The sequence below is a fragment of the Streptomyces sp. V4I23 genome, from assembly GCF_030817975.1.
GTDB lineage: Bacteria > Actinomycetota > Actinomycetes > Streptomycetales > Streptomycetaceae > Streptomyces.
The window spans coordinates 6108998-6121429 of sequence record NZ_JAUSZW010000004.1 but is presented as its reverse complement, the minus strand read 5'-3'; the positions used below and the strand labels follow the sequence as shown (position 1 = coordinate 6121429).

10 protein-coding genes and 1 pseudogene are annotated in these 12432 nt (G+C 73.3%); 8 read left to right on the top strand and 3 right to left on the bottom strand.

What is annotated here, in order from left to right; genetic code table 11:
• The first annotated feature begins 101 nt into the window (after positions 1–101).
• From QFZ82_RS30075 to QFZ82_RS30065, 3 genes are read left to right on the top strand one after another with little or no spacing between them, the layout of a single operon-like run.
• The gene (locus QFZ82_RS30075) at positions 102–2138 is read left to right on the top strand and encodes a putative cobaltochelatase (protein WP_307716127.1); all 2037 of its coding nucleotides are present in this window, start codon (positions 102–104) and stop codon (positions 2136–2138) included.
• The gene (gene cobO, locus QFZ82_RS30070) at positions 2138–2746 is read left to right on the top strand and encodes a cob(I)yrinic acid a,c-diamide adenosyltransferase (RefSeq protein ID WP_307716126.1); all 609 of its coding nucleotides are present in this window, start codon (positions 2138–2140) and stop codon (positions 2744–2746) included. The genes QFZ82_RS30075 and cobO overlap by 1 nt, the downstream gene beginning before the upstream one ends.
• On the top strand, positions 2740–4131 hold the full coding sequence (locus QFZ82_RS30065) for a cobyrinate a,c-diamide synthase (RefSeq protein ID WP_307716125.1): 1392 nt from the start codon (positions 2740–2742) through the stop codon (positions 4129–4131). Before cobO ends, QFZ82_RS30065 begins: the two co-directional genes overlap by 7 nt.
• An 11-nt stretch (positions 4132–4142) precedes the next feature.
• Here the strand turns inward: QFZ82_RS30065 and QFZ82_RS30060 are convergent, their stop codons facing one another.
• The gene (locus QFZ82_RS30060; protein WP_307716124.1) at positions 4143–4862 is read right to left on the bottom strand and encodes a ZIP family metal transporter; all 720 of its coding nucleotides are present in this window, start codon (positions 4860–4862) and stop codon (positions 4143–4145) included.
• 107 nt (positions 4863–4969) lie between these two features.
• On the opposite strand from QFZ82_RS30060, the pseudogene QFZ82_RS30055 reads away from it, so the two are divergent.
• Positions 4970–5383 (top strand): annotated as a pseudogene (locus tag QFZ82_RS30055) (cobalamin biosynthesis protein); the annotation flags it as partial.
• Positions 5384–5481: 98 nt separating this feature from the next.
• Complete coding sequence (gene cobC / locus QFZ82_RS30050; RefSeq protein ID WP_307716123.1) at positions 5482–6582, top strand: Rv2231c family pyridoxal phosphate-dependent protein CobC; 1101 nt, start codon at positions 5482–5484, stop codon at positions 6580–6582.
• A 69-nt stretch (positions 6583–6651) separates the two neighbouring features.
• Here cobC and QFZ82_RS30045 read toward each other — a convergent pair whose 3' ends face one another.
• Positions 6652–7620 (bottom strand): SCO1860 family LAETG-anchored protein, encoded by a 969-nt coding sequence (locus QFZ82_RS30045; protein ID WP_307716122.1) that lies wholly within the window; start codon positions 7618–7620, stop codon positions 6652–6654.
• A gap of 315 nt (positions 7621–7935) precedes the next feature.
• Complete coding sequence (locus tag QFZ82_RS30040) at positions 7936–9021, bottom strand: amidohydrolase family protein (protein WP_307716121.1); 1086 nt, start codon at positions 9019–9021, stop codon at positions 7936–7938.
• Positions 9022–9126: 105 nt separating this feature from the next.
• On the opposite strand from QFZ82_RS30040, the gene QFZ82_RS30035 reads away from it, so the two are divergent.
• From QFZ82_RS30035 to ectB, 3 genes are all read left to right on the top strand, one after another.
• Positions 9127–10224, top strand: a complete 1098-nt coding sequence (locus QFZ82_RS30035; RefSeq protein WP_307716120.1) for an alanine--glyoxylate aminotransferase family protein — start codon at positions 9127–9129, stop codon at positions 10222–10224.
• A 347-nt stretch (positions 10225–10571) separates the two neighbouring features.
• Positions 10572–11120 (top strand): diaminobutyrate acetyltransferase, encoded by a 549-nt coding sequence (ectA, locus tag QFZ82_RS30030; protein WP_307716119.1) that lies wholly within the window; start codon positions 10572–10574, stop codon positions 11118–11120.
• 23 nt (positions 11121–11143) lie between these two features.
• Complete coding sequence (gene ectB / locus QFZ82_RS30025) at positions 11144–12412, top strand: diaminobutyrate--2-oxoglutarate transaminase (protein WP_307717889.1); 1269 nt, start codon at positions 11144–11146, stop codon at positions 12410–12412.
• Positions 12413–12432: the final 20 nt, after the last annotated feature.

Below are 12432 nucleotides of genomic sequence, written 5' to 3'. Positions count from 1 at the left end.
CCCCCTACGGCCTGGCGGCCGTGGGTGGGCGTCCCCCCCGGCGAAGCCAGCGGGAGTGCCCCAGCGGGGCTGGTTTTCCCCAGCAAAGGAGTGATCAAAGGATGAGCACCCCCTATCCGTTCACCGCGGTCGTCGGAATGGACGACCTGCGGCTGGCCCTCCTGCTCAACGCGGTCAGTCCGGCGGTCGGCGGCGTGCTCGTGCGCGGTGAGAAAGGGACCGCCAAGTCGACCGCCGTGCGGGCGCTCGCGTCGCTGATGCCGGATGTCGACGTCGTCGCCGGGTGCCGGTTCTCCTGCGCGCCCGCGGCGCCGGACCCGGCGTGCCCGGACGGTCCGCACGAGGGCGGGGCCGCATCGGCGCGGCCGATGCGCCTGGTCGAGCTGCCCGTCGGCGCCTCCGAGGACCGGCTCGTCGGCGCGCTCGACATCGAACGGGCCCTCGCCGAGGGCGTGAAGGCCTTCGAGCCGGGCCTGCTCGCGGACGCGCACCGCGGGATCCTGTACGTCGACGAGGTCAACCTGCTGCACGACCACTTGATCGACCTGCTGCTGGACGCCGCTGCCATGGGCGCCTCGTACGTCGAGCGGGAAGGCGTGTCCGTACGGCACGCCTCGCGCTTCCTGCTCGTCGGCACCATGAACCCCGAAGAGGGCGAACTGCGGCCCCAGTTGCTGGACCGCTTCGGCCTCACGGTGGAGGTCGCGGCCTCCCGGGACCCCGACCAGCGGGTGGAGGTCGTACGGCGCAGGCTGGCGTACGACGACGACCCGGCCGGTTTCGCGGCCCGCTGGGCGGACGAGGAGGCGGCGCTGCGGGAGCGGATCGTGGCGGCGCGGGAGCTGCTGCCGCGGGTGGTCCTCGGCGACGCGGTGCTGCGTCAGATCGCGGCCACGTGCGCGGCCTTCGAGGTGGACGGCATGCGCGCGGACATCGTGATGGCCCGTACGGCGACGGCGCTTGCGGCCTGGGCGGGCCGCGACGAGGTCACCACCGACGACGTGCGCCAGGCGGCGTTGCTCGCGCTGCCGCACCGCAGGCGGCGCAATCCCTTCGACGCGCCGGGCCTCGACGAGGACCGGCTCGACGAGACCCTGGAACAGTTCGGCGACGACGAGCCCGACCCCGATCCGGACCCCGATCCCGGTCCCGACGGAGGCGGCCCCGGCGGGGGCGGTCCCGACGGTGGCGGGGTGCCGCCGCAGGGCCAGGGCCCGGACGCCTCGTCCGAGCCCGCCGAGGCGGAGACGCCGCCCGCACCGGCCCCCGGCGCCGGGCGGGGTGAGCAGCAGCCGGTACGGGCCTCGGAGCCGTTCCGCGCGAAGGTGCTCAGCGTGCCCGGCCTGGGCGAGGGCGCGGCGGGCCGCAGGTCCCGGGCGCGTACCGACCACGGGCGGACGACCGGATCCCGCCGGCCCCGGGGCGCACTCACCAAGCTCCACCTGGCCGCCACCGTGCAGGCCGCGGCCCCGCACCAGCGCGCTCGCGGGCGCAGCGGTCCCGGCCTGGTGGTCCGCCGGGACGATCTGCGGCAGGCGACCCGCGAGGGGCGCGAGGGCAACCTCGTGCTGTTCGCGGTGGACGCCTCGGGCTCGATGGCGGCACGGCAGCGGATGAGCGCCGTCAAGGGCGCGGTCCTGTCGCTGCTGCTGGACGCGTACCAGCGGCGCGACAAGGTCGGCCTGGTCACGTTCCGCGGGAAGGACGCGGAGCTGGCGCTGCCGCCGACGTCGTCGGTGGACGCGGCCGCGGCACGGCTGGAGCAGCTGCCGACGGGCGGCCGTACGCCCCTGGCTGCGGGGCTGCTCAAGGCGCACGAGGTGCTGCGCGTCGAGCGCCTGCGCGACCCGTCGCGCCGCCCGCTGCTCGTCGTGGTGACGGACGGCCGCGCCACGGCTCGGGGTGCGGGCGACGCGTTCGCGCTCGCCCTGCGCGCCGCGCGGCTGCACGCCGCCGAAGGAACCGCGTCGGTCGTCGTGGACTGCGAGTCGGGACACGTACGGCTCGGTCTGGCCGGCGCCCTCGCCGGCGAACTCGGCGGCACCGCCGTCACCCTCGACGAGCTGCGCGCCGACTCGATCGCCGGTCTCGTCAAGGACGTCCGCTCCGTACACGCCATCAGCAGAAGGGCCGCCTAATGCCGCAGGGACAGCCGACCGTCGTACCGGACGACGGACTCACCACCCGTCAGCGCCGCAACCGCCCGCTCGTGTTCGTGCACACGGGCATCGGCAAGGGCAAGTCGACCGCCGCGTTCGGGCTCGCGCTGCGGGCCTGGAACCAGGGCTGGCCGGTCGGGGTCTTCCAGTTCGTGAAGTCGGCCAAGTGGAAGGTCGGCGAGGAGAACGCGCTCAAGGTGCTCGGCGCGAGCGGCGAGGGCGGCACGGTCGCCTGGCACAAGATGGGCGAGGGCTGGTCGTGGATCCAGCGCCCCACCGCCGAGGGCGAGCTGTCCAACGAGGACAAGGCGCGTGAGGGCTGGGAGCAGGTCAAGCGGGACCTGGCGGCGCAGACGTACAAGCTCTACGTGCTGGACGAGTTCGCCTACCCCATGCACTGGGGATGGATCGACACCGACGAGGTCGTCGATGTGCTGCGCGAGCGGCCCGGCACCCAGCACGTGGTGATCACCGGTCGCAACGCCCCGCAGAAACTCATCGACTTCGCCGATCTGGTGACCGACATGTCGAAGGTCAAGCACCCGATGGACGTCGGGCAGAAGGGCCAGCGGGGCATCGAGTGGTAGCACGTCTCGTCATCGCCGCGCCGTCCTCCGGCGCGGGCAAGACCACGGTCGCGACGGGCCTGATGGCCGCGTTCGCCGACCGCGGTCTCGCGGTCTCGCCGCACAAGGTCGGCCCGGACTACATCGACCCCGGCTACCACGCGCTGGCCACCGGGCGGCCCGGCCGCAACCTCGACGCGTACCTGTGCGGCACGGAGCTGATCGCTCCGCTCTTCGCGCACGGCGCGCGCGGCTGCGAACTGGCCGTCGTCGAAGGCGTGATGGGCCTGTACGACGGAGCCGCGGGCCAGGGTGAACTCGCGTCGACCGCACAGGTCGCGAAACTCCTGCGGGCACCCGTCGTGCTGGTGGTGGACGCGTCGTCGCAGTCCCGGTCGGTGGCGGCGCTGGTGCACGGGTTCGCGTCCTGGGACCCTCAGGTGCGGATCGGCGGGGTGATCCTGAACAAGGTCGCCACCGACCGGCACGAGCGGCTGCTGCGGGAGGCGCTGGAGGAGTCGGGGGTGCCGGTTCTGGGCGTACTCCGACGGGCGCCTGCGGTGGCGACGCCGTCGCGGCACCTCGGGCTCGTGCCGGTGGCCGAGCGGCAGGCCGAGGCCGTCGATGCCGTGCGGGCGCAGGCGGAGCAGGTGCGGGCGGGGTGCGATCTGGAGGCGCTGCTGGCCCTCGCCCGCAGCGCGCCGGTGTTGTCGCACGCTCCGTGGGAGCCGGATGTCGTGAAGCGGCCGCACGCCGGTGGTGGTGGGGTCGTGCCCACCGGTCCCGCCCTGCGGGACGATGGTCCCCACCCCGTCGTCGCCGTCGCCGGCGGGCCCGCGTTCACCTTCTCGTACGCCGAGCACGTCGAACTGCTGAAGGACGCCGGTGCCGAGGTCGTGACCTTCGACCCGCTGCGGGACGAGCAACTGCCGGACGGGACGCGCGGGCTCGTCGTCGGCGGCGGATTCCCCGAGGTGTACGCCCCCGAGCTGTCGGCGAACGAGTCGCTGCGCAAGGCCGTCGCCGAGCTGGCCCGGTCCGGGGCGCCGGTCGCCGCCGAGTGCGCCGGGCTGCTGTACCTCGCCCGTTCCCTGGACGGGAAGCCCATGTGCGGTGTGCTGGACGCGGACGCGCGCATGACCGGGCGGCTCACGCTCGGCTACCGGGAGGCCGTGGCCGTGGGCGACAGCCCGCTCGCCGCGGCCGGGACGCGCATGCGCGGCCACGAGTTCCACCGCACGGTGCTGGAGCCGGGGGCCGGGGCCACGCCCGCGTGGGGCATGGTGCGTCCGGAGCGCAGGGTGGAGGGCTTCGTGCACCAGGGCGTGCATGCCAGCTATCTGCACACCCACTGGGCGTCGCGGCCCGAGGTCGCCGCCCGGTTCGTCGAGGCCTGCCGGGCATGACGGGGGCCGGGTCATTCGGCGAGGCCGACCACCAGCCAGATGAAGCCGACACCGCCGATCGTGCACAACAGGGTGGAACGGGCGGGGTGTTCGTGGTGCGCCTCGGGCAGGATCTCGGCGGCGGCGAGGTAGAGCAGCGCGCCGCCGAAGAACCCGAGGTAGCTGCCGAGAAGTTCCTCAGGAAGAGTGAACAGCAGCGTGGACGCCGCGCCGACCACGGGCGCGAGCGCGTCGGCGACGAGCATGACGACCGCCTTGCGGCGGGTGTTCCCGTACAGGCTGGTGATCGTGTACGTGTTGAAGCCGTCGGCGAAGTCGTGGGTGACGACGGCGAGCGCGACGGTGGCGCCCATGCCGCCGCCCACCTGGAAGGCGGCGCCGAGGGCGATGCCGTCCATGAGGCTGTGGGTCACCATCGCCGCGGCCGCCGTCAGCCCCACCTGCGGTACGCGTCGTTCCCCGCCGTGCGCGGCCTGTCGTACGGCCAGCAGCCGTTCGACGCAGTGGGCCGTGAGGAAGCCGCCGGCGAACAGCAGCAGCGCCTGCGGTACGCCGAACACCGGCCGGCCCGCCGCCTCCGCCGCCTCGGGCAGCAGGTCGAGCCCGACGACGCCGAGCATGAGGCCGCCCGCGAGGCCCAGCACGAGGTGGCGGCGGTCGGTGACGCGGTGCGCCATCCAGCCGCCGAACAGCGTCATCAGGAACGCGCCGAGCGCGACGAACACCGCCATGCGCCCTTGCTAGCCCATCGACCCGCCCCCGTGCACATCGCCGCCGCACCGGATTGACTTCGCCGCCCCGCCTGTGCCCCGACTCCGAGGAGTGCCCCATGACCGGTCCGCCCGCTCTCGTCGTCGGCGTCGGCGCGTCGAGGGGTGTGCCCGTCGACGAGGTGGTGGAGCTCGTCCTGACGGCGCTGCGCGAGGCGGGCCTGGCGGCGGCGGACGTGGTGGAGGTCGCCACGCTCGATGTGAAGGCCGGCGAGCCGGGGATCGTGGGCGTGGCCGGGCGGCTGGGCGTTCCCCTGGTGGCGTACTCCGCCGCACGGCTCGCCGCCGTGCCGGTGCCCGGCCCGTCCGGGGCGGCGCTGGCGGCGGTCGGGACGCCGTCGGTCGCCGAGGCGGCGGCCCTGGCGGGCGGCGGCGAACTGCTGGTGCCCAAGCGCACGTCGTGTCCCGTGGGGCGGCCCGCGGGTGTGACGTGCGCCATCGCGCGGAGCTCCACGCGAACGTCCCCTGCCTCTGCCGGGATCCGGCGGCAGGAGACATGATGACCGTCGTGCGTTCTTCCACCCCCCACACATCGAGGAGACCCCTGTGAACCGTCTTCCCGTACCGCTGCGCGGCGGCCATGTACACGCGCACTGACGACCGGGGCCATCCCGAACACCCGGAGCGTTCCGAGCCGTCCGGGCACGACCTGCGCCACCACGGGGACGCCGAGGTCAGGGACGGCGGCTCGGACCTGGTCGACCTCGCGGTCAACGTCCGTACCGGCACGCCCCCGCGGTGGCTCCGGGAGCGCATCGCCGCATCGATGGACTCGCTGGCGGCCTACCCGGACGGGCGCGCCGCGCGGACCGCCGTCGCGGCCCGGCACGGGCTGCCGATGGAGCGGGTGCTGCTGACGGCGGGTGCGGCGGAGGCGTTCGTGCTGCTCGCGCGGGCGCTGCCGGTGCGCAGGCCGGTCGTCGTGCATCCGCAGTTCACGGAGCCGGAGGCGGCTCTGCGGGACGCGGGCCACGACGTGGGGCGCGTCCTGCTGCGGGAGGAGAACGGCTTCCGGCTGGATCCGAAGGCGGTGCCGGAGTCGGCCGATCTGGTCGTGATCGGCAATCCGACCAATCCCACGTCCGTCCTGCACCCGGCCGCGCAGATCGCCGAACTGGCGCGTCCGGGGCGGCTGCTGGTCGTGGACGAGGCGTTCATGGACGCGGTGCCGGGAGAGGTGGAGGCGCTCGCGGGCCGCACCGACGTACCGGGCCTCGTCGTGCTGCGCAGTCTCACCAAGACGTGGGGACTCGCGGGCCTGCGGATCGGGTACGTGCTGGCGGAGCCGGCCACGATCGCCGCGCTGGAGCGCGCCCAGCCGCTGTGGCCGGTGTCCACGCCCGCGTTGGCCGCTGCGGAGGCGTGCATGGGCGGCGCCGCGCTGGCGGAGGCCGAGGACGCGGCGCGCCAGATCGCCGCGGACCGCGCCCATCTGCTGGCCGGCCTCGCGGAGTTCGACGAGGTACGGGCGGTGGACAGCGCCGAGGGCCCGTTCGTGCTCGTCCGGGTCCGTCGTGCGCAGGAGGTGCGGGAGCGGCTGCGGGGGCTGGGCTTCGCCGTCCGGCGCGGGGACACGTTCCCGGGGCTGGACGGCGACTGGCTGCGGCTCGCGGTCCGGGACAGGGTGACGACGAATCGTTTCCTGCAGGCCCTGGACCAGGCCCTGGTCATGGTGGGCTGACGCACGGCCCGGCCTCCCGGTCCCGCCGGGCCCCTCCCCCTCGGTGGGGCCCGGCCGGACCGGAGCGGGTCAGCCCCGGGAGCCGGAGCGTCGGCGCGACAGGACGATCGTGGCCGCGCCGGCGGCGAGCAGCAGACCGGCGCCGCCCGCGATGTACGGGGTGCTGGAACTGCCGCCGGTCTCCGCCAGGTTCTCCTCGGGCTCCTTCCCGGTCTGCGGCGCGATATTGCCGTCCGGGGCCTTCGACGGCTTCTCCGTGGGCTTCTCCGTGGGCTTCTCCGTGGGCTTCTCGGACGGCTTCGTCGGGGCGTCGGGCGCTTCGCAGGCCGCTTCGACGAGGGTCACCTCGCCGGTGACCGCGGCGACGTTGAGGTCCAGGGGGTCGACCGACACCGTGAGGCGCAGGGCCGTCGCCGCGGCCGTGCGGGACGTGGTCTGCGTCTTCGACAGATCGAGGGTGACCTCGCCGACGCCGGGCACCGCGACGCGCGTCTGTCCGCCCGCGCCGAGCGTCACCTTCTTGCCGAGCACCTTGACGTGTCCGAGCACGTTGGAGGTGGCGACGGGCTTGCTCCCCGCAGCGCACACGGCCTCGGAGGTGGCCTTCTCGACCTCGACGAGCGACAGCAGGGGCAGTCCGGGCACGTGCACGCGGGCACGGACCAGGTTGCTGTACGCGGCGGCCCTGCCGTCCTCGACAGTGGCCCTGGCCGTGGCCACGTCGGCACGCAGCACCTGGAACGGACGCCCCTCGTCGACGCCGTCCAACCGGACGCTCAAGGCGGTCTTCTCGGCGCTGCCGGGGGCCCGCACCTCGTTGAGAGTGGCCTTGAGCGGGACGTGCGCGGTCTTGTCGATCAGGGAGACGTCGAGAGCGGTACGGAGGACGACCGCCTCCGCCTTTCCGTCGCCGCCGGTGGCGTGCGCGGGTGTCGCGAGGGCCAGCGGCACGGCGGCCAGTGCGGCGGCGGCCGCCCCCGCGACGGCCTTGCGTGCGGGCACACGGGCGGCGGGCAGGCGGAAGGTGTTGCTGTTCACGGTGGTGGAACCCCCACAGGAGACATGGCGCCACCGCGTCCACGGGGACACGTGGACGCGGTGGCGAAGACACCCGCATCCTTTACGCACGGAGAGTGAACTGACAGTCAACCGAGGCGAGTTCACCCTAAAGTGAGGTTTCCGCGTCAGTATTCGATTCTTGGGGCACGGGTGTTCCTCGTGGCCCCGCCCCTCACCTCCCGCGTGAGATGCGCCGGTCCACCGACCGGCGCACGGGAAAGTGCTTCAACGAGTGCGGCACGGCCGGGTCACGCCGGGTCAACACGCCGCCCGGGGGCGGCCGGCGGGACCGCGTCAGCCGACGACCCGTCCGTTCAGCACCACCCGCCGCGGGCCCGCGAGCGCCCGGACGTCGGCACGCGGGTCCTCGTCGTACACGACCAGGTCCGCCGGGGCGCCCTCCTCCAGCGCCGGGCGGCCGAGCCACTCCCGCGCGCCCCACGTGGTCGCCGACAGCGCCCGGACCGGCGGGATACCGGCCTTCACCAGCTCGGCGACCTCGTCGGCGACCAGCCCGTGCGCCAGCGAGCCGCCCGCGTCCGTGCCGACGAAGACGGGGATCCCGGCGTCGTAGGCGGCGCGCACGGTGTCGTACCGGCGCTCGTGCAGCCTTCGCATATGGGCCGACCAGCGCGGGAACTTGCTCTCGCCGCCCGCCGCCAGCGCGGGGAACGTGCCGATGTTGACCAGCGTCGGGACGATCGCGACGCCGCGCTCGGCGAACAGCGGGATCGTTTCCTCGGTGAGTCCCGTCGCGTGCTCGATGCAGTCGATGCCCGCCTCCACGAGGTCGCGCAGCGAGTCCTCGGCGAAGCAATGGGCCGTCACCCGCGCGCCCAGCCGGTGCGCCTCGGCGATCGCGGCCTCCACCGCGTCGCGCGGCCAGCAGGCGGTCAGGTCGCCCGCGTCGCGGTCGATCCAGTCGCCGACGAGCTTGACCCAGCCGTCGCCGCGCCGGGCCTCGTGGGCGACGTAGGCCACGAGGTCGGCGGGCTCGATCTCGTGGGCGTAGTTGCGGATGTAGCGGCGGGTGCGCGCGATGTGACGGCCGGCCCTGATGATCTTCGGCAGGTCCTCGCGGTCGTCGATCCACCGAGTGTCCGAGGGGGACCCCGCGTCGCGCAGCAGCAGGGTGCCCGCGTCCCGGTCCGTGAGCGCCTGCTTCTCGCTGGTCGCGGCGTCGACCGGGCCCTGGTGGTCGAGTCCCACGTGGCAGTGGGCGTCGACGAGTCCGGGCAGGGCCCAGCCGTGCACGGTGACCGCCTCGGCGCGAGGACGGTCGTAGGTGATGCGGCCCTCCACGACCCACACCTCGTCCCGTACGTCCTCGGGTCCGACGAGCACCCGCCCCTTCACGTGCAGCACCGTGTCATCGCTCATGCCCAGCACTGTACGAGGCGTACAAAGGCGGGCGCCCAGGGCCTCGGTAGGCTCGGCGGGAGGCCCGGGCGCCGGGCCGGCACCGCTGATCGAAGAGAGCTCGCCGTGACACACCCCCTGCTCGACCTGGCCCCGCTGACCGCCTCGCGCTTCGCCTCGATCGAGCGCAGGGTCGCCGCGCTGCTGGGCACCGGCCAGGACGTGGTGATCATGCAGGGCGAGGCGCTGCTGCCCCTGGAGGGCTGCATCCGGGGCGGCGCGCGGGCGGGCTCGACCGCGCTGAACGTGGTGACCGGCCCCTACGGGCAGACCTTCGGCGACTGGCTGCGCGACTGCGGCGCCCGTGTCGTCGACCTCGACGTGCCGTTCCACACCGCCGTGACGGCCGGGCAGGTGGAGGAGGCTCTGGCGGCGCACCCGGAGATCGACTTCGTCTCGCTGGTGCACGCCGAGGCCGCGACCGGCAACACCAACCCGGTCGCGGAGATCGGCGAGGTGGTCCGGGCGCACGGTGCGCTGTTCATGCTGGACGCGGTCGCCTCGGTGGGGGCGGAGCCCCTGCTGCCGGACGCCTGGGGCGTGGACCTGTGCGTGATCGGTGCGCAGAAGGCGATGGGCGGCCCGGCGGGCGTGTCCGCGGTGTCGGTCAGCGAGCGCGCCTGGGAGCGCATGGCGGCGAACCCGGCCGCGCCCCGGCGTTCGTACCTGTCGCTGATGGACTGGAAGGAGCGCTGGATCGACGGCGGGCGCCGGGCCCTGCTGCACGCGCCCGCCCAGCTGGAGATGCTGGCGCTGGAGGCGTGCGTCGAGCGCATCGAGGCGGAGGGGCTCGATGCGGTGATGGCGCGGCACGCCTCGGCCGCGGCGGCCACGCGCGCGGGCGCGCTGGCGCTCGGCGGCGGTCTGACCCCGTACGTCCACGAGGTGAAGGACGCGGCTCCGGTCGCGACGACGCTGCGCGCGCCGGACGGCCTGGACGCGCGTGATCTGGTGGCGGCGGCGCTCGCCGCCGATCCCTCGCTGCCGCTGATCGCCGGTGGAGGGGCGCTGGCGAAGGAGATGATCCGGGTCAACCACTACGGTGTGGACGCGGCGCGCGGTGTCGTGCAGTCGTCGCTCGCGGCGCTCGGCGGCGCGCTGGCCGAGCAGGGCCGCCAGGTGGACCTGGAAGGTGCGCGGCGGGCGGTCGGCGAGAACTGGTAGCACCTGCCCGCCCCTCATCCCGTAAAACATATTCACAGCAGGACCCGTAAATGCGGGGAGCAAATTCAAGTGAACAGCTCCCCGCATTCTGCTGCCCCCGATCTCCGCATCTAAACGCACGGATTCCGATCGACTTCCAGAGGCGATTCGCGGGGGTGTCAACGTGGTTACGGACATGTGACCGACCCCACATCGGACGCGATTTGCCCGCTTAAATACGGGCAAACCAGCGCGATCGCCCGGCGATCGGCGGGACGGCTCGCGCCCGCGCGATAACACAGAAGGCCCTCCGACCCAACCCCCCGGCCCGATGCAATCTCGGAATTTGCTCGGTAAATTCAATTCGCATGACCGCCGCACAAGAAGACCTTGTACGAGCCCGAGAAGAATTGACCGATTCACCGGACCTGCTGGAGATCGACACCCCGCGAGTGGAGGACGGAGCCGCGATCTGGCGCATCGCCCGCGACTCCGAGGTCCTGGACCTCAACTCCTCGTACAGCTATCTGCTGTGGTGTCGCGACTTCGCGGCCACCTCCGTCGTGGCACGCGGCCCCGACGGCGAGCCGATCGCCTTCGTGACCGGCTACGTGCGGCCCGACCGTCCGGAGGCGCTCGTCGTCTGGCAGGTCGCCGTCGACCGCGAGCACCGCGGCCGGGGGCTGGCCGGCGTCCTGCTGGACGCCCTGACGGCCAAGGTCACCGGCGGCCGCGGGGTGCGCGAGATCGAGACCACGATCACGCCGGACAACACGGCGTCCGACCGCCTGTTCACCTCCTACGCCCGGCGTCACGACGCGGAGCTGCGCCGCGAAGTCCTCTTCGACGGCGGCCTGTTCCCCGAAGGAACGCACCAGCCGGAAGTGCTCTACCGCATCGGCCCCCTCGCCGCCTGACCCCCACCCCCATGGAGACCGCTGTGACCATCACCCCGCCCGCCCTGAGCGTCTTCGAGACCCTCGAATCCGAGGTGCGCAGCTACTGCCGCGGCTGGCCCGCCGTGTTCGACCGCGCGCAGGGCAGTTACCTGCACGACGAGGACGGACACACCTACCTGGACTTCTTCGCCGGCGCCGGATCGCTCAACTACGGGCACAACAACCCCGTCCTGAAACGGGCGCTGATCGACTACCTCGAGCGGGACGGCATCACGCACGGCCTGGACATGGCGACGAGCGCGAAGCGCGCCTTCCTGGAGTCGTTCCAGAACGTGGTCCTGCGCCCGCGCGACCTGCCGTACAAGGTCATGTTCCCCGGCCCGACGGGCACCAACGCGGTCGAGGCCGCGCTGAAGCTGGCCCGCAAGGTGAAGGGGCGCGAGGCGATCGTCTCGTTCACCAACGCCTTCCACGGCATGTCGCTGGGCTCGCTCGCCGTCACGGGCAACGCCTTCAAGCGCGCCGGCGCCGGCATTCCGCTGGTGCACGGCACCCCGATGCCGTTCGACAACTACTTCGACGGCCAGGTCCCGGACTTCCTGTGGTTCGAGCGCCTGCTGGAGGACCAGGGCTCCGGCCTCAACAAGCCGGCTGCCGTGATCGTCGAGACGGTCCAGGGCGAGGGCGGCATCAACGTGGCCCGGCCCGAGTGGCTGCGCGCGCTGGCGGACCTGTGCGAGCGCCAGGACATGCTGCTGATCGTCGACGACATCCAGATGGGCTGCGGCCGCACGGGCGGGTTCTTCTCGTTCGAGGAGGCCGGGATCACCCCGGACATCGTCACGCTGTCCAAGTCGATCAGCGGCTACGGACTGCCCATGTCGCTCTGCCTGTTCAAGCCCGAGCTGGACATCTGGGAGCCGGGCGAGCACAACGGCACCTTCCGCGGCAACAACCCGGCGTTCGTGACGGCCGCGGCAGCGCTCGGCACCTACTGGGCCGACGGGCAGATGGAGAAGCAGACCATCGCGCGCGGCGAGCAGGTCGAGCGCGCGCTGCTCGCGATCGTCGACGAACTCGGCGGCGAGGGCGTCGGCTTCCGCGGCCGCGGGCTCGTGTGGGGCATGGAGTTCGACGACAAGGCACGCGCCGGCAGGGTGTGCGCCCGCGCCTTCGAGCTGGGACTGCTCCTGGAGACGTCGGGCCCCGAGAGCGAGGTCGTGAAGCTGCTGCCGCCGCTGACCGTCTCCGCCGACGAACTGGACGAGGGCCTGCGCATCCTGGCGCGCGCCGTCCGCGAGACCGCCTGACCACCGCAGAGACCAGAAAG

Bases quoted from the DNA above. Each gene is read 5' to 3' on its own strand.
- QFZ82_RS30075 (WP_307716127.1), top strand. From the start codon at position 102: ATGAGCACCCCCTATCCGTTCACCGCGGTCGTCGGAATGGACGACCTG.
- cobO (WP_307716126.1), top strand. From the start codon at position 2,138: ATGCCGCAGGGACAGCCGACCGTCGTACCGGACGACGGACTCACCACC.
- QFZ82_RS30060 (WP_307716124.1), bottom strand. From the start codon at position 4,862: ATGGCGGTGTTCGTCGCGCTCGGCGCGTTCCTGATGACGCTGTTCGGC.
- cobC (WP_307716123.1), top strand. From the start codon at position 5,482: ATGTACACGCGCACTGACGACCGGGGCCATCCCGAACACCCGGAGCGT.
- QFZ82_RS30040 (WP_307716121.1), bottom strand. From the start codon at position 9,021: ATGAGCGATGACACGGTGCTGCACGTGAAGGGGCGGGTGCTCGTCGGA.
- ectA (WP_307716119.1), top strand. From the start codon at position 10,572: ATGACCGCCGCACAAGAAGACCTTGTACGAGCCCGAGAAGAATTGACC.